14 protein-coding genes are annotated in these 16,962 nt (G+C 68.4%); 8 read left to right on the forward strand and 6 right to left on the reverse strand.

Annotated elements, in window-relative coordinates:
* Positions 1-11: 11 nt before the first annotated feature.
* Both BKA15_RS23025 and BKA15_RS23030 read right to left on the reverse strand, forming a co-directional pair.
* The gene (locus BKA15_RS23025; RefSeq protein ID WP_179754744.1) at positions 12-1,502 is read right to left on the reverse strand and encodes a sulfatase family protein; all 1,491 of its coding nucleotides are present in this window, start codon (positions 1,500-1,502) and stop codon (positions 12-14) included.
* 17 nt (positions 1,503-1,519) lie between these two features.
* A complete protein-coding gene (locus BKA15_RS23030; RefSeq protein ID WP_179754746.1) occupies positions 1,520-2,554 on the reverse strand; it encodes a LacI family DNA-binding transcriptional regulator in 1,035 nt (344 codons plus the stop codon).
* A gap of 251 nt (positions 2,555-2,805) precedes the next feature.
* Between BKA15_RS23030 and BKA15_RS23035 the strand changes: the two genes are divergently transcribed.
* Genes BKA15_RS23035 through BKA15_RS35790 form a run of 5 tightly spaced genes read left to right on the forward strand, consistent with a single transcriptional unit; the run spans position 2,806 to position 8,863 of the window.
* A complete protein-coding gene (locus tag BKA15_RS23035; RefSeq protein WP_179754748.1) occupies positions 2,806-4,338 on the forward strand; it encodes an ABC transporter substrate-binding protein in 1,533 nt (510 codons plus the stop codon).
* Positions 4,339-4,342: 4 nt separating this feature from the next.
* On the forward strand, positions 4,343-5,335 hold the full coding sequence (locus BKA15_RS35785; protein ID WP_218871538.1) for a carbohydrate ABC transporter permease: 993 nt from the start codon (positions 4,343-4,345) through the stop codon (positions 5,333-5,335).
* The gene (locus tag BKA15_RS23045; protein ID WP_246322407.1) at positions 5,332-6,228 is read left to right on the forward strand and encodes a carbohydrate ABC transporter permease; all 897 of its coding nucleotides are present in this window, start codon (positions 5,332-5,334) and stop codon (positions 6,226-6,228) included. Before BKA15_RS35785 ends, BKA15_RS23045 begins: the two co-directional genes overlap by 4 nt.
* Positions 6,229-6,247: 19 nt before the next feature.
* On the forward strand, positions 6,248-7,780 hold the full coding sequence (locus BKA15_RS23050; RefSeq protein WP_312879221.1) for an arylsulfatase: 1,533 nt from the start codon (positions 6,248-6,250) through the stop codon (positions 7,778-7,780).
* A gap of 30 nt (positions 7,781-7,810) precedes the next feature.
* Complete coding sequence (locus BKA15_RS35790; protein ID WP_179754750.1) at positions 7,811-8,863, forward strand: DUF2293 domain-containing protein; 1,053 nt, start codon at positions 7,811-7,813, stop codon at positions 8,861-8,863.
* A gap of 62 nt (positions 8,864-8,925) precedes the next feature.
* Here the strand turns inward: BKA15_RS35790 and BKA15_RS23060 are convergent, their stop codons facing one another.
* A complete protein-coding gene (locus BKA15_RS23060; protein WP_179754752.1) occupies positions 8,926-9,330 on the reverse strand; it encodes a pyridoxamine 5'-phosphate oxidase family protein in 405 nt (134 codons plus the stop codon).
* 301 nt (positions 9,331-9,631) lie between these two features.
* Here BKA15_RS23060 and BKA15_RS23065 point away from each other — a divergent pair, with 301 nt between their 5' ends.
* Positions 9,632-10,645 (forward strand): hypothetical protein, encoded by a 1,014-nt coding sequence (locus tag BKA15_RS23065; protein WP_179754754.1) that lies wholly within the window; start codon positions 9,632-9,634, stop codon positions 10,643-10,645.
* Between the two features lie 16 nt (positions 10,646-10,661).
* Here BKA15_RS23065 and BKA15_RS23070 read toward each other — a convergent pair whose 3' ends face one another.
* The 3 genes from BKA15_RS23070 to BKA15_RS23080 form a co-directional block, all read right to left on the reverse strand.
* The gene (locus BKA15_RS23070; RefSeq protein WP_312879222.1) at positions 10,662-12,077 is read right to left on the reverse strand and encodes a DUF4032 domain-containing protein; all 1,416 of its coding nucleotides are present in this window, start codon (positions 12,075-12,077) and stop codon (positions 10,662-10,664) included.
* A gap of 756 nt (positions 12,078-12,833) precedes the next feature.
* Positions 12,834-13,928, reverse strand: a complete 1,095-nt coding sequence (locus BKA15_RS23075; RefSeq protein WP_179754758.1) for an ABC transporter ATP-binding protein — start codon at positions 13,926-13,928, stop codon at positions 12,834-12,836.
* 150 nt (positions 13,929-14,078) lie between these two features.
* Positions 14,079-15,452 carry an L-serine ammonia-lyase gene (locus BKA15_RS23080; RefSeq protein ID WP_179754760.1) on the reverse strand — a complete coding sequence of 458 codons (1,374 nt, stop codon included), beginning with the start codon at positions 15,450-15,452 and terminating at the stop codon, positions 14,079-14,081.
* Positions 15,453-15,512: 60 nt separating this feature from the next.
* Between BKA15_RS23080 and BKA15_RS23085 the strand changes: the two genes are divergently transcribed.
* Together BKA15_RS23085 and BKA15_RS23090 are read left to right on the forward strand one after the other, a co-directional pair.
* Positions 15,513-16,241, forward strand: coding sequence for a phosphotransferase (locus BKA15_RS23085; protein WP_179754762.1), 729 nt, complete (start codon positions 15,513-15,515; stop codon positions 16,239-16,241).
* 114 nt (positions 16,242-16,355) lie between these two features.
* Complete coding sequence (locus tag BKA15_RS23090) at positions 16,356-16,883, forward strand: NUDIX hydrolase (protein WP_179754764.1); 528 nt, start codon at positions 16,356-16,358, stop codon at positions 16,881-16,883.
* Positions 16,884-16,962 lie beyond the last annotated feature (79 nt).

A 16,962-nucleotide genomic window follows, 5' to 3' on the forward strand; every position in this document is an offset into this window, starting at 1 on the left:
GGAACGTTCGGTTAACGCCGATCCGTCCGGTGCGGTACGGCGTCGGCGGTCTCCTGGTACCAGGCGAGCAGCCGCAGTGACAGGGTGCGCGCGACGTCGGCGTAGCCGGGATCGTTGATCACGTTGCGGGTCTCGGCCGGGTCGGCCCGAAGATCGTAGAGCTCGTCGGTCTCGTAGAGCCGGTGCACGTACTTGTGGTCGGCGGTCCGGCACATGGCGGCCTTGCCGTGCTCGGGTCCGTCCCCGGCCTGCAGCGACAGCCGCGGCCAGTAGAGGCCGGTCGGGTCGTCCGACGCCGAGCTCTCCAACTCCATCGCCTGCCGCTCGCCGCGCAACCGGCCGCCCTCGCAGAAGACCGCGTCGCGATGATCTTCGACGGCGCCGCTGATCACCGGAAGCAGCGACCGCCCGAAATGGGTGTGCCCGGGCGTGATCCCGGTCAGTGCCTCGACCGTGGCCGGCACGTCGGTCAACTCGACCAGGGCATGCCGGACCCCGACTTCGGTGGGTACGGACGCGGGCGGCTTGATGATCAACGGTACTCGGGTCAGGCAGTCGGCGAACGTGTTCTGGGTCTTCTCGACCAGGCCGTAGTCGCCGGTGAAGTCACCATGATCGGAGAAGAAGAACAACGCCGTGTCGTCGTACATCCCGGCGTCCCGCAGCGCCTGGAGCACCAGCCCGAGCTGGTGATCGACACGCGCGCACATCCCGTAGTAGGTGGCCCGCAGCTCTCGCCAGCGGTCCTCGGTCCAGTCGGTCAGCCCTTGTCTGGAACGGATCCCGGCCAGCATCGCCGGCTCGCCGGCCGACGCCGGATCCGGCCCGGTCGTCCGTGCCGGCAGCAGGTCCGGATCGATCATGGAGAACCACGGCTCCTCGACCCCGTACGGCGGGTGCGGGTAGGTGAGCGGCAGATAGAGGCAGAGCGCTTCGTCCGAGTCGTGATCTTGGTCGGCCCAGCGGTGGATCAGGTCGATCGCCGCGTGGACGTGGGCCCAATCGCTATCCGGGTAATGGTGGCCCTGCTCGGTCGGCAGCCGTCCGACGTGGAAGGAGTAGTACGTGTCGGAGCCCGGCTCACCGCGCCACTCGGCCTGCCGGTCCATCGCGAACATCGGTCGCACCGACTCCGGGTCGGGCCGGTGCTTGACGTGGCAGTACGCGTCGAAGCCGGACTGGGCCGGGACAAGATCATTCTTGCCGCCCCACCAGACGAAGTAGCCGTTCTCCTTCAGTGTCCGCAGCAGCACCGGTTCGTCCGGACGCATCATGTGGTGCATGGTGCGGTGGCCGCGGACGTGCGGATACCAGCCGCTCATGAACGAGCAGCGGCTCGGCGTACACACGGGGTTCTGGCAGAACGCGTTGCGGAAGCTGACCCCGTCGGTCGCCACCAGTTGATCAAGGTTCGGCGTGACGGCGGCAGGGTTGCCGACATGGCCCAGCACGTCGCCGCGCCACTGATCGGGGTTGAAGATCACGATATGCGGTCTCGGCATGGGTCTCCTTCGTGGCCTCAGGCGGTGCCGCGGATGATCAGCCGCCAGGGAACCGCGATCGTCCGGGCCGGAGTCTCCGGCGCCTCGATCCGATCCAGCAGGCGTTCCAGCATCGGCCGGTAGGCGCTGGTGTCGGTCCCGATCGTGGTCAGCGCCGGAGTGATCTCGGTGCCCTCCAGGATGTTGCCGTTCCCGATGATCTTGAGCTGGTCCGGCACCGAGATGCCCAGTTGCATGGCGGCCCAGACGGCGGAGATCGCGGCCCGGTCCGAGTGGGCCATGATCGCGTCCGGTCGGCGCTTCGCCGGTTGGTCGAGCAGTTCGACGGCTTCGCGGCGGGAGTCCAGGAACCCGCTCAGTTCGTGCTCGCGGCCGACGATGGTGATCGCGGAGTCCGGGAAGCCGTGCTCGCGGAACGTCTCCACGAAGGCGTCGGTCCGGTGCCGGAGGTCTCCGACCGGTACGGCGAGATAGGCGGGTCGCCGGACCCCGCTCCGGATCAGGTGCTCGGCGGCGGACCGGACCGCCGCGGCCTCATGCTGGATCATCACGTCGAACCGGCGCGGCCGGTACCACTCGCCGGTGATCAAGGTCGGCACCCGGCTGCCGATCCGCTGCGCCCGTGCTGTCGAGAACGCCTTCGAGCCCAGGATCACCGCGGCATCGGCGATGCCGTCGGTGAGCAGGCTCTCCACCCGCTCGATGGCCTTCTCGGTGTGGCCATAGCGCAGGATGATCATGCCGAGCCCGCGCTCGGCCGCGATCTCCTCGATCTCCGTGATCAGGTCCGTCGCCCACGGATTGAACGGCGAGTACGCGACGACGGCGACCAGGTCGGTCCGGTTCCGGGCCAGCACCCGGCCGGCCCGCCGCGGCCGGTAGTCCAGCCGGCGCATCGCCTCGGTCACCCGGGCGGTGATCTCGGGGGTCGCAGGGTTCTTCCGGCCGGGCCGGTAGCCGTTGGCGACGTACGACACGGTGGCGACCGAGACGCCGGCCAGCCTGGCCACGTCGGCCTGGGTGCTCGGACGCCCGTTCCGCTGCTGTGCCATGTCCGCTCCTCCCACCACCGTCTGCCGGATCGTAACCGAGATCTGCCGTCCGACCGGTTGACATCGACCCGGCGATCAGGTTTGGTGATGCGCATAACCAAACTACGGCAAAGGAGCCGGGTCATGGCAAGCCCGATGAGCCTGATCGGCTCGATGAGACAGCGCAGCCGATACCCATTAATGCCTACTAGGATAATGGGGAATTTTGGCGAGACGCTTCACCATCAGCTTCCATGCAGAGGAGTCAGACGATGACAACCCGATTGAGCCGCCGGACGCTGATCGGCGGGCTGTCCGCGGTCGGCGCGGCCACCCTGGTGGGATGCCAGGTCGACACCGGCCAGGGGCCGGCACCCGAGGCGCCGGGCGGGTCCGAGATCACGATCCCGGACTACGGCACCGAGCTGCCGACCGAGGACGTCACGTTCCGCTGGTGCGACAGCGGCGACCTCAAGTCCGTGTACGAGAAGGCCGTGCTGGCCGCGTTCACCGAGAAGCATCCTCACATCAAGACCGACTACCAGGGCAGCGGCTGGGAGACCGTGAACCAGGTGGTCCCGCTTGGCATCCGCAACGGCAGCGCCCCGGACATCTTCGCGGTGCCCAACAACGTGCCGGCGGCGACCGCGGTCAACGAGGGCTGGGTGCAGCCGCTGGACGAGGTGATCCCCGACTTCGAGACCTGGCGGGGCTACTTCCCCGAAACGGCCTTCGTGCCCGGCGTGCACATCTTCAACGACAAGATCTACTCGTTCCCGCTGAGCTCGGACCGGCGGCTCACCTTCATGTCGTTCTACGACACGGCCAACCTGGCCGCGGCCGGCTACGACGACCCGGTCAACGAGATCAAGACCTGGGACGATCTCCACGCCGCGCTGAAGAAGGTCGTCGACTCCGGCAAGGTCGGCATGATCATCGGCTCGGACAGCCTGGCCGGTGTGGTCGAGATGCTGGCGCAGAGTGCCGGCTGGCGTGCCGTGACCGGGATGGACCTGGCCGACGGGAGATACGTCTACGATGCCCCGCAAGTGATGCAGGCGTTCGAGTTCCTGCAGAAGCTGGTCACCGACAAGCTCGTCGTGCCGGGCTTCCTCAGCCTCAAGATCGCCGACGGGCGGGCCCAGATGCCGGCCGGCAAGGCGGGCATGATCTTCAACGGGCCGTGGGACATCCCGGCCTGGAAGCGGAACGCGCCGGACTGGAAGTACGCGATGGGCCCGGTGCCGAGCCCGGACGGCAACACCGACTGGGTGGTGCCGTTCGCGCAGACCGGCGCCAACAACCCGTGGGTGTACGCCAAGACCAAGTACCCGACGGTGGCCGGCCAGATCCTCAACTACATGGGCACTCCGGACGGGCAGAAGATGCTGGTGATCTTGAGCGAGGGCAACCTGGTCTCGCTGCAGCAGGAGTACAACGACGCCGCCGACCAACCCGGCCTGCTGGACGCGAACGCGAAGGCGGCGTCCGAGCTGGCGGCCAAGATCATGAAGGCGGCGCCGCAGGCGGCCATCCGGAACCCCGAGGTGGCCAAGGTGACGCTGCTCCGCAAGGAGGTCCAGCCGCGCTGGCAGGATCTGATGGCCGGCATCTTCACCGGTCAGCTCAAGGGCTCGCCCGAGCAGCTGTTCGCCGAGTTCGGCGAGAAGCAGCAGGCGTCCCTGGAGACCGCCATCGAGGCCGCGCGCCAGGAGGGCGCCCAGGTCTCGATCGACGACTGGAAGTTCCCGAACTGGGATCCGACGAAGGACTACACCAAGGCCGACTACGACGAGCTCGGGTGATCCGGTGACGATCGCCCCCACCGTCGGTGACCTGCAGCAGCGGGTCCAGCGCCGGGTCGGCGGCTGGTACGAGCGGGTCAACGCCCGCTGGTGCTACCTGTTCCTGTTGCCGGCGTTGATCTTGACAGCGATGTTCACGTTCTATCCGATGATCATGTCGTGGGTGTTCTCGACGATGCGCTGGTCCGGGTTCACCGAGGAGATGACGTTCGTCGGGCTGGACAACTACGCGGAACTGGTGCAGGACCCGATGTTCTGGTCGGCGTTCGGCCGGTCGGCGATCTTCATGCTGGTCGGTACGCCGATCCGGGTGATCCTGGCGCTGCTGGTGGCGATCGTACTGAACCAGAAGGTGATGCGGCTGTCGCCGGTGTTCCGGACCATGTTCTTCCTGCCGGTCACCGCCGCGGCGGCCGTGATCGGGGTCGTGATGACGTTCGTGCTCAGCCCCAACAACGGCCCGCTGAACACCGTGCTGGTCGGCTCCGGCCTGGTTCAGCAGCCGGTCGAGTTCCTGTCCGACCCGGGCATGTCGCTGTGGACCGTGCTGCTGGTGCACGTCTGGAAGAACTTCGGCATCACCATGATCTACTGGCTGGCCGCCCTGCAGACCATCCCGCAGGACTACATCGAGGCGGCCCGGATCGACGGCGCCGGGATGTGGGGGATCCTGCGGCACATCCGGTTGCCGATCTTGTTGCCGTTCGCCGTGATCATCATCATCCTCACCGCGAAGGACAATCTGCACGCGTTCGGCATCGTCTGGACGATGACCGGCGGCGGGCCGTACTTCTCCACCCAGTTGATCGAGATCTACATCTACCAGACCGCCTTCCAGCCGGAGATGGGTTCGGTGCCACGGCTGGGTTACGCGTCAGCGGCCGGCTGCTTCTTCGGCGTCGCAACGTTGATCTTCACGGTGATCCAGCTCTGGGCGGCGCGCAAGGTCGCCGAGGCGCGGGCGACGTTCGGCACCGAGGGTCGTGATCGATCATGACCGCGACAGTGACCACCGAGCGCCCGGCGGAGACCGAGCCGCGCAAGATCAAACAGAAGCAGTTCTCCCGGCGGGAGAAGATCTGGGCGGTCGTGATGTCGGCCGTGCTGCTGCTGATCGGCCTGGCCTGGATCTACCCGTTCATCTGGAACCTGTCGTCCTCGTTCAAGAACACCACCGAGATCTTCGGCTCGCTCAATCCGTTCAACCCGGTGCTGCGGATCGGCAACTGGACCCGGGCCTGGACCGAGGCCGACATGGGCCGGTTCTTCTTCAACTCGGTCTTCGTCACCGCCGGCTCGATCGTCATCTCGGTCACCGTCGCCGCCCTGATGGGGTACGCCCTCGGCCGCTACCGGTTCGTCGGCAAGAAATGGGTGATCGCGATCTTCGCGCTGGCGATCTTCCTGCCGGAGGGGTACACGATCATCCCGATCTACGACCTGATCGACGCGCTCGGACTGTCCGGGTCGTTGTGGGGCGTGACGCTGGCCGAGGCCGGCGGTGTCGGTGTGGTCCAGGTGCTGCTGTTCGCCGGCTACTTCTCCCAACTGCCGCGCGAACTCGAGGAGGCGGCCCGGGTCGACGGCGCCGGCTTCCTGCGCATCTTCGCGTCGGTCTACCTGCCGCTGGCCAAGCCGGTCACCGCGACCGCCGTGATCTTGCAGTTCATGCAGTCCTGGAACTCCTTCCTGCTGCCCCTGGTGCTCACCCTGACCCGGCCCGAACTGCAGACGCTCGCGGTCGGCGTCTACGCTCTCCGGAACGACTACTTCGCCGACTGGGGCGTGATGACGGCGGCGTCGACGATCGCCATGCTGCCGATCGTGATCATGTTCCTGGTCCTGCAACGGTTCTTCGTCGAAAGCATCGCCGGAGCGATCAAGGGATGAGACAAGAGGAGATCTGACTGTGTCAGTGCCGTATGCCCCGAGTACGCGAGCCTCGGGAAGTCGCAGCCGCAAGCTGGACCGGCCGAACGTGATGTTGATCTGCGTTGACCAGATGCGCGGCGACGCCCTGTCCGGGGCGGGCCATCCGGTGGTGAAGACGCCGCACCTGGACGAGATCGCCGACGAGGGCACCCGGTTCGCCCGGACCTACTCGGCGACGCCGACCTGCGTACCGGCGCGGGTGGCGCTGTTCACCGGCCAGTCGCAGGAACGGCACGGCCGGTACGGCTATCGCGACGGGGTCCCGTTCACGCAGGCGCATCCGGTCACGATGCAGGGGGTGCTGCGCGAGCAGGGCTACCAGACCCAGGCGATCGGCAAGATGCACGTGTTCCCGGAGCGGTCCCGGTGCGGCTTCGACGACGTACGGCTGCACGACGGGTTCCTGCATTTCGGCCGGCGGGCCGGCGGCCGGCACCTGGAGTCGAACGACGACTACCTGACCTGGCTGCGCCGGCAGCCCGGGATGGATGCGCACGCCGACTACTTCGACGACGGGCTGGGCTGCAACTCGCAGCTGGCGATGCCGTGGAACCGGGACGAATACCTGCACCCGACCAACTGGGTGGTGCACGAGACGCTGGACTGGCTGCAGCGGCGCGACCCGACGGTGCCGTTCTTCAGCTACGTCTCGTTCCACCGGCCGCACGCGCCGTTCAACCCGCCGCAGTGGGCCTGGGATCAGTACATCGACCGGCCCCGGACCGACCCGCCGCGCGGCGACTGGGCCGGCGCGTTCGAGGAGTTCCGGCGGGACAACTACCACCAGACCAAGTTCGGCCGGCTCGACCCGGAGACCCACCACCGCACGGTGACCGGCTACTACGGCCTGATCACCCACATCGACATGCAGCTGAACCGGCTGTTCGAGGGGCTCGCCGACTACGAGCTGCTCGACGACACGGTGATCATCTTCACGTCCGATCACGGCGACATGATGGGTGATCACGACATGTACCGGAAGTCGGTCGGCTTCGAGGGCAGCGCTCACGTACCGCTGATCGTGCGGCCGGCGCCGCGGTTCGCGCCGGACGCACCGCGCGGCCAGGTGATCACCGAGGTCACCGAGCTGCGCGACATCATGCCGACCGTGCTCGACTTCGCCGGCGTCGAGGCGCCGGACACGGTGGACGGCGCCAGCCTGAAGCCGTTCGTCACCGGGACCCCGGCGCCCGAGGTGTGGCGCCGCGACCTGCACGGCGAGCACACCCACTTCGATCAGTCGCTGCACTGGGTCACCGACGGGAAACGCAAGTATCTCTGGGCTTCCGCGAAGGGGATCGAGCAGTTCTTCGATCTCGAGGAGGACCCGCAGGAGTTGCACAACCTGATCGACGACCCGACCCGGTCCGCCGAGATCGACGACTGGCGCGGGCGCTTGATCAACTACCTGGACGGCCGCGAGGAGGGCTACGTCGCGAACGGCGAGTTGATCACCGGGCGCCCGGTGCAGACCGAACGCTCCGACATCACCGCGCTGGTGACCGCCTGAGCCGCCCGGTCGCGGTGGCACAATCCCTGCATGAGCAGCAAGATCAGGGGCCGAGTGGTCCGGGCTGCCGAGTCGTCGTTGGCGGATGCGGGCGTGGTGAGCCCGATCGGCGTCCTGATCGGGCTCGGCTGGCTGACCGAGGCCGCGGTCGAACGATGGCGGTACGGGAAGCCGGCCCGACTGGAACCGGTCCTGCAGGTGGATCTGGCCAAGGCGACCATGGCGATCGGCTACCTCGAGACGCTGGCCCGGGAGCGTGGCCTGCGGCCCAGCGAGACGGACTACGTCGCCCGGACGGTTGATCGTCGCAGGCTCCAGTTCAGCGAGAGCGGTGATCCCGGGGTCGAGCGGCGCTTTCGTACCCACTGGCTGTCACCGGACCTGCCGGAGCGGAAGCAACAACAGCTGGCCGAACGGCAGAGCAAACCGCCGGACCTGGTGGTGATCTCGGCCCGCAAGCCGTTCACCTGCGCCGAATGTTCGGAGCCCGGCGGCGACTTGTTGATCATGGAGGACCCGGGCCCGCTGTGCCTGACCTGCGCCGGGCTCGACCACCTGGTCTTCCTGCCGTCCGGCAACACCGCGCTCACCCGGCGGGCCAAGAAGGCGAGCCGGCTCAGCGCGGTCGTGGTGCGGTTCAGCACGACGCGCAAGCGGTACGAGCGGCAGGGGCTCCTGGTGGAGGAGGCGGCGCTGGCCGACGCCGAGCAGCAGACCCTGGCGGATGAGGACGCCCGGGCCCGGCAGCGCGAGCGGGCCGCGGAGCGCCGGTCCGAACAGGACCTTGCCGTGCAGGCGAGGCTGGCCGACAAGATCCGCCGTCTCTTTCCCGGCTGCCCGGCCGAGCGCGCCGAGGCGATCGCGGGTCACACCAACGTTCGGGGCAGCGGCCGGGTCGGGCGTACCGCCGCCGGCCGGGCACTGGACCCCGACGCGATCACCCGGGCCGTCATCGCGTCGATCCGGCACCAGGACACGGAGTACGAGGACCTGCTGATGGCCGGCGTCGAGCGGCACGAAGCCCGGGCTCGGGTGCAAACCGCCGTTGAGCAGGAGCTCGACCGCTGGCGACCACCCTCCTAGCTCCCAGATCGAAGGAAAGCACGCGGTCTGCGAACGCCGGCAGGAGGGGCTGCGAGTCCGGGTCAGTCGGCGAACTCGCCCCAGCCCCACCAGCTGCGGATCTCGGCCCGGGCGCTGAACCGGGCCCGGTCCCGGTTCCCGTACGGGTTCCCGGTGTAGTGCTTCGCCAGCGCGTCGATGTCGGCCAGCCCGGTGTCCTCGGTGATCTCGACGACGTCGAGCTGCAGCGCGACGTGGGAGTACCAGGCGTCGAGCGGGAGGACGTCCAGGGCACAGCGCGGATCCCGGCGGACGTGCTTCAGCCGGACCCGTTCGGCGTCGAAGTTGATCAAGACCCGGTCGTCGTCCTCGAGCAGATACCAGGTCGCCGCGGTGATCGGCCGGCCGTCCTTGGTGGTGGTCGCCATGACCGCCGGATTGGCCTGCTTGAGGAACTCTCGTACGTCATCGGGAAGGGTTGCTGCCATGTCGATCACCCTAATGCGGATGGCTCCGGCGCCGGTCGGTGAGGCGGACGGGCCTGATCGACATGTTCATGCCCAATCCATCCGCCGATGCGGTCGGGATCCATGCCCGTCCGGCGAGACGCCGCGGCAGGTTCGTGTCAGTGACCCGTCAGCGGCTTGTGATGGACTCGCCTATCGGTGATGAACCGGCTACCGATTGGAATCCGGTGAACGAAAGGGCTATGGCATGACCTCTGGATTCGGTCCGGCAGGACCAAGACCCCCGAGGCCGCCCCGACCTCGCCAGTCCGGGGTGATCGCTTTGATCGTGCTGTCTTGCCTCGCTCTGGTCGCGGTCGCGGCGTTTGGCGTCCTCGCTTTTCGGAACGTCGGAGAAACTGCGTCGAGTGTCACGGCTCCCCCGAACCCGCCGCGTGCCACGAACACGTCGGAACATCCGAAGAAGAAGTACACGAAGGTCCCGGACACCGGCGGGCCGGCGACTGGGCAGGCCGAGGCGTTCAGCACGTTGTTGCGGGCGCGTGGCCTCGTGTGTTCTGACGAGAAACTCGCGAAGGTGTTCAGCCGCGGTTGTTATCGGCAAGACCCCGAACATCTCATCCGGGTCGAGTTCCTTGGCCCGGTGGACGGCAGGCTCAGCAAGGTCGAGATCCATCTCGACTACCTTCTCGCCGATGATCGGGATGATGCCCCCGGTGCGTTCGACGACCTGGTCGGCGACTTTGTCGAGGCCGCCGAGCTGAGTGCCGCGGACGCGGCTGCGGTACGCAGGGAGCTGGCAGGAAAGCAGGCGGAATTCAACATCGACTGGGGTGAGGTGAAACTGCAACGCCCCACGGTTTCAACCAGCACGATCAGGCTCCTGCGGGCCGGCTGGAAGCCGCCGGAACTGTTCGCGGCCAAGCTTCCGGGCGACCTGGACCTGGTCGAGTCGGTTGCCGTTCAGCGCGGCTTCCGCTGCGAACGAAATGAATATGAGATGGAATGCACCCAGGGCGGCGACGGTCTCACGATCCGGGCGAGCCCGGCGAGACCGGAGGGCATTGACCGGCTCTACGTGCACGCGCGCACCGACGACGACACTGCGATGGATGCCGCTTTGGCAGAGATCGGTGCGGTGCTTGACGCGCTCGGCGGACCGCGTGCTGCGGCCGCGAAGGACTGGTACTTCAGGAACCGTACGGCGGCCGGCGGACTCGCCTATGTTGACGGACTGCTCGCCAGCCTCGTCGTAGTCGACGATCATGTGCACACCGCGCGGTTCGAACTGACTTCACCATGCCGGGCCAACTCTGACAATGGTGGATTCTGCTGAAACATCCGGAATGCGGTCAGCCGACCGCCTCATCGTCAATGCGACTGGCCTTGCTGGCAGCGGCCTTGCGACGTAGCGCGGCGATGTCCAGGAAGTCGGAAGTGGCCTCAGGTCCCGCCTCGGGGGCTTCGTCGCCGTCCTCCCACGGGTCGTACGGCTTGGTCTCATCATCATCGGCGAAACCCTGCGACGGGTCGTACGGATTCGCCAGGGCGGGCCCGTCGTCGCCGGTCGCCGAGACGATCGCCTCGTCCGGCAGGCCGCGGAGCACCGTGCTGACGTACGACTCGATGGCGTCGATCATCGGCACCTCGTGGCCCGCCTGCTCGGACAGGAACCAGCGGTGCTCCAGCACCTCGTGGTACAGCTCGGCCGGCTCCAGCTTGCCGCGCAGCTCGTGCGGCACCGCCTCGACCACCGGCTCGAACTCCTCGGTCAGCCATTGGTGCGCGACGATCGACTCGTCGGCGTTCTGCTGATCGGTCCGGGCCCGGAAGTAGTCAAGATCATTGAGCAGCCGCCGGGCCTGGTTCTCCTCGGTGTCCAGCCCGGTCAGCCGGAGCAGCCGCCGCGAGTGGTGGCCGGCGTCGACCACCTTCGGCTGGATCCGGATCGTCGAACCGGCGAAGTCGGTGGTGATGTCCAGCTCGGCGACGTCGAAGCCGAGCGCGTTCAGCCGACGCACCCGGCTCTCGATCCGGTGCATCTCGCTGCCGTCGAACTCCTCGACCCCGGTCAGCTCTGACCACAGGTCGCGATACCGGTTCTCGATGGCCTCCACCAGCACCAGCGGCTTCAGCGCCTCGTCCAGCAGCCCGCCCGCCTCCAGATCGCTGAACTCGCCGAACAGGTTGGTCCGGGCGATCGTGAGGTCGTGCTCGCGCTGCCCGTCGCTCAGGTCCTGGTGCAGCTCGCCGGTCTCGGCGTCCACCAGGTACGCGGCGAACGAGCCCGCATCGCGCCGGAACAGCGTGTTGGACAGCGAGACGTCGCCCCAGAGGAAGCCGATCAGGTGCAGCCGGGCCAGCAGCACGACCATCGCGTCGACCAGCCGGTTGACCGTGTCCTGGCGTACCCCTCGGGTGAACAGCGAGCGGTACGGCAGCGAGAACTGCAGGTGCTTGGTGATCAGGACCGAGTCCAGCGGCTCGCCGTGGGCATCCACCCGGCCGGTGACGACGCCGACCGGCTCCACCGACGGCGTGTCCAGCCGGGTCAGGTCGTGCAGCAGGCGGTATTCGTGGATCGCGAGGTGCTCCAGCACCTCCTTGACCGCGTAGATCTCAGTGCCGACGCGGACGAACCGGACCACGTGCCGGGAGATGCCGCGGGGCAGCGCGACCAGGCTGTCGGTCGGCCAGTCCTCCAGCGGAACGTCCCAGGGCAGGGTGATCAGCCGCGAGTCCGGCCGGGCGGCGATGAAGCGAGGCACGGCCCCATCCTTCCACTTCGTGCCCGGACGACACTCGGCCGCGACGGACAACACGTAGGCCTGTGGACAACCGGTCCGACGTGCGGCAAGGCGCCGGATGCTCGGGAGGTGACTCCCGAACTCGAGTTTCTGCTCCGCGACGGAGGCGGCGTGATCAGAATTCGCGATCATCCGCGACTGGCCCGGACCGCGCAGCGGCTGGCCGAGCGCGGAAAACTTGCCAGGCCGCTGCCCGGGATCTACTGCCGGACTGCCGATGCCGACCGGGTCGAGGTCAGGATCCGCGCGGCGAGTCTGTGGCTTCCCGACGCGGTGATCACCGGACCGGCCGGTTTCCCGACCAACCGCGGATGTCGGCCTGACGCAGGAGTTCATGCAAACAGTCGCTCCGCTTCCGACCACGGCGAGTGCCTCGAGTCACGCAAGGCCGCGCGGCGGAGCCCGTTCCCGGCGCGGTTCGCGGTCAGCGCCAGGGCCCGCCGGAGTGCCGTCAGCGTCGGTCGCGTGATCCAGCAGCCCCGGTGCCGCACGACCAGTTCCGGCGGAAGACGTTCCTGGCAGATCCGGAAGCCGGAGCGGGGCCGACCATCGCGAGCAGTTTCACCGGGACCGGCGCAAGTGGACCAACCTGACCGCCGCCGGTTGGACGGTGCTCCACTTCACCTGGGACCACCGGGCTCCAGCGTTCGAGTTCAAGAGTTCTGGCGACAGCACAACGCCCCCACCCGGTGCGGGGCGGGGGCGTTGCGTGGTGAATCAGTCGGTCAGCCGAGCGCCGGTCGCCTGGGAGAACACGTGGATGTGCTCCGGGTCGATCGCGAGGCGAACGGTGACGCCCCGCTCCGGCGGGCGCCGGGACGAGATCCGGCCGACGATCTGCTGCGCGGTCAGCTTCTCGTCCTCGGTCAGGCCCGCAAGCGTGCCGTAGAGGTACGCGTCCGCGCCCAACTCCTCGACGACGGCCACGTCGACACCGATGCCGGTCTCGCCGAGGTCGAAGTTCTCCGGCCGGATGCCGATGGTCAGCGTCTTCTCGTCGCCGGCCTTGGTCAGCACCTCACGGGGGACCGGAACGACGTAGTCGCCGACCCGGACGCCGCCCTCGGACACAGAGCCGTCGATCAGGTTCATCGCCGGCGAGCCGATGAAGCCGGCCACGAACAGGTTCTCCGGCTTGTCGTACAGCGACAGCGGGGTGTCCACCTGCTGCAGGACGCCGTCCTTCATCACGGCGACCCGGTCGCCCATCGTCATGGCCTCGACCTGGTCGTGGGTCACGTACACCGTGGTGACGCCGAGCCGGGTCTGCAGGGCCGCGATCTGGGTCCGGGTGGACACCCGGAGCTTCGCGTCCAGGTTGGACAGCGGCTCGTCCATCAGGAAGACCTGCGGCTGCCGGACGATGGCACGACCCATCGCGACCCGCTGCCGCTGACCACCGGAGAGCGCCTTCGGCTTCCGGTTGAGGAACTCCTCCAGGCCGAGCAGCTTCGCGGCCTCGAGCACCCGCTGCTGCCGCTCCGCCTTCGGCACATTCGCCATCTTCAGGGCGAAGCCCATGTTGTCGGCGACCGACATGTGCGGGTAGAGCGCGTAGTTCTGGAACACCATCGCGATGTCCCGGTCCTTCGGCGGCAGGTCGGTGACGTCCCGCTCACCGATGTGGATGCTGCCCTCGTTGACCTCTTCGAGGCCGGCCAGCATCCGCAGCGAGGTGGACTTGCCACAACCGGACGGCCCGACCAGGACCATGAACTCGCCGTCGCCGATCTCGAGTTCCAGGCGATCGACGGCGGGGTGCTCCGAACCGGGGTAGACCCGGGAAGCTTGGTTGAACGTAACGGTGGCCATGCCACATTCCTTTCCACGGGCAGGTACGTGCCCGACGATCCGTAGTGGAAACAACAGCGCATGGTCGTTGAGCGCGACCCTGCGCTGCCAGCACTCTACCTGGTGCCTCGGGAGGCAGCCAGAGAGCGCTTACCGGCTGGACTGTGACGATCAGCACTCAACGATGTTGACGGCCAGCCCGCCGCGCGCCGTCTCCTTGTACTTGATCTTCATGTCGGCGCCGGTCTGCATCATCGTCTTGATCACCTTGTCCAGGCTGACGGTGTGCCGGCCGTCGCCGCGCAGGGCCAGCCGGGCGGCCGTGATCGCCTTCACCGAAGCCACCGCATTCCGTTCGATACAAGGGATCTGGACCAGGCCACCGACCGGGTCGCAGGTCAGCCCGAGGTGGTGCTCCATGCCGATCTCGGCGGCGTTCTCGACCTGTTCCGGGGTGCCACCGAGCAGTTCGGCGAGGGCGCCGGCGGCCATCGAGCAGGCCGTACCGACCTCGCCCTGGCAGCCCACCTCGGCGCCCGAGATCGAGGCCGTCTGCTGGTAGATCGAGCCGAGGGCGCCGGCCACCAGCAGGAAGTCCACGATCTTGGCGTCGTGGACTCCGGGCACGAACTTCGCTGCGTAGTGCAACACGGCGGGGATGATCCCGGCGGCGCCGTTGGTCGGTGCCGTGACCACCCGGCCGCCGGAGGCGTTCTCCTCGTTGACGGCGAGCGCCCAGAGCGTGACCCAGTCCATCGCCGCGAGCGGATCTGTGTTGGCGGGGGCCTCGGCGATCAGTTCCCGGCTCAGGTCCGCGGCGCGGCGCCGGACCCGGAGGCCGCCGGGCAGGACGCCGGTCGTCGCGCAGCCATTCCGTACACACTCCGTCATGACCGACCAGATCCGCAGCAGCCCGGCCCGGACCTCGTGTTCCGGCCGCCGGGCGACCTCGTTGGCCAGCGCGATCTTGGAGATCGGCAGGTCGTGCTCGGTGCACAGGTCGAGCAGTTCGGTGCCGGTGCGGAAGGGGTACGGGACCGGGGTCGGATCGGGCACGACGGCGGGGGAGCCGCTGCCGTCGTCGTCGAGGACGAATCCGCCGCCGATCGAGTAATAGGTACGGCTTTCCAGGACCTCGTCGCCGGACCAGGCGGTGAAGGTCATCCCGTTCGGGTGGAACGGCAGCGTCTTGCGGCGGTGCAGGACCAGGTCGGTGTCCCCGTTGAACGGGATCCGGTGCTTGCCCGCCAGCAGCAGGTTGCGCTCGGTGACGGCCTCGGCGGCGCGGCGCGGACCGGACGCCGTGTCGACGGTCTCCGGGTCCTCGCCCTCCAGCCCGAGCAGCACCGCGTTGTAGCTGCCGTGGCCGTGCCCCGTCGCGCCGAGCGAACCGAACAGCTCGGCCCGGATCCGGGTGACCTCGGTCAGCCGGTCCGACTCGGCCAGCGCCACCGCGAACCGCTTCGCGGCCCGCATCGGGCCGACGGTATGCGAACTGGACGGTCCGATCCCGATGCTGAACAGGTCGAAAACGCTGACGGTCACAGCCCCAGTGTGCTCTCACGCTGCGATCACCGACGATTCGGGCCGCCATAGGGTGGCCGGGTGCGGAGGATCGAGATCGTCGACGGAGTGGTGCGGCGGCCGGTGAAGGAGTGGACGCCGACGATCCAGGCCCTGCTCGCCCACCTGTACGGACGCGGCCTGCCGGTCCCCGAACCGCTCGGGTACGACGAGCAGCTGGAGTACGTCCGGCTGTTGGACGGTGACGCGGGCCAGGACGCGTGGCCGCACCAGGCCTCACTCGGCGGCGTTCGGTCGGCCGGGGAGTTGCTCCGCGCGATTCACGATGCGACCCGGGACTGGCAACCGCCGGCCGACGCGGTCTGGTCGGTGCCGCATCAGGGTGGTCCGGTGATCTGTCACGGCGACCCGCAGCCCGCGAACTTCGCCTGGCAGGGCGGCCGCGCGGTCGGTCTGTTCGACTGGGACGCGGCCCGGCCGGGCGAGCCGCTGGACGACATCGCGTACGGACTGATCTGGCTGACTCCGTTCACCGCAGACCGGAGCGAACTGGCTCGCCGCGGCCTCACGGCTGCGCCGGATCGCCGGGCCCGGGCGGACGCGTTCCTGGACGGCTACGGCTGGACCGAACCGTTCGACCTCACCGAGGCCGCCGTGACCCGCCACAAACTGGCCATCGACGAAGTCGTCTGGCTCGGCGAACGCGGCCACCAACCGCACGCCGGCTGGGTCGCCGACGGCTGGCCGTCCCGCTGGCGCGACGGCCTCCCCGCAATGCGGGCCCTCGGCGCCGAACTGGTCAGACCTTGACCCCCGGACTGCCCGGCCAAGTCAGCCGCACCGCGCCAGCTGAGATCGCGTGGGCAGCGGTCGACTGCGCCTGCACCAGCCAACCACGGCAGGCACCCCTGGCACGATGCCTCGATGGAGCCATGGACGTTGCTGGACAGTCGGCCGGGGTCGGCCGGGTTCGTCCGGATCCGGGCGGATCGCTACCGCCTGGCGGATGGTACGGAGTGTGAGTGGGACATCCTCGACGGGCCGGACTCGGTCGCGGTGCTGGCGCTGACGGAGGACTCGCGGGTGGTGCTGGCGCGGCAGTTCCGGCCGGGTCCGGGGGTGGTCCTGGACGAGTTGCCGGGCGGCGGGGTCGGGCCGGGCGAGGATCCGGCGGCTGCTGCGGCCCGGGAGTTGCTGGAGGAGACGGGTTACGCGGGCGAGGTGGAGGTGGTCGGGAGTACCTGGCTGGCCGGCAATGTGACCCGGCGCTGCTGGACGGCGGTCGCGACCCGGTGCCGGAAGGTGTCCGAGCAGGAACTCGACGGCGCGGAGCAGGTCGAGGTGGTGATCAAGGAACTGCCCGCGTTCCATGATCAACTCCGAGTCGGGGCGCTCACCGATCTCGGGCACGGCTTCCGGGCTTTGGCGCATCTCGGACTGCTCGCGAGGTGAAGGCGGTGCCCTGAGCCTGTCGAAGGATCCGACAGACCCAGCCCGCAACGACACCGGGCCCCCTGCCGGCTCATACCCG

The sequence above is a fragment of the Microlunatus parietis genome (assembly GCF_013407955.1).
Taxonomy (GTDB): Bacteria; Actinomycetota; Actinomycetes; order Propionibacteriales; family Propionibacteriaceae; genus Microlunatus; species Microlunatus parietis.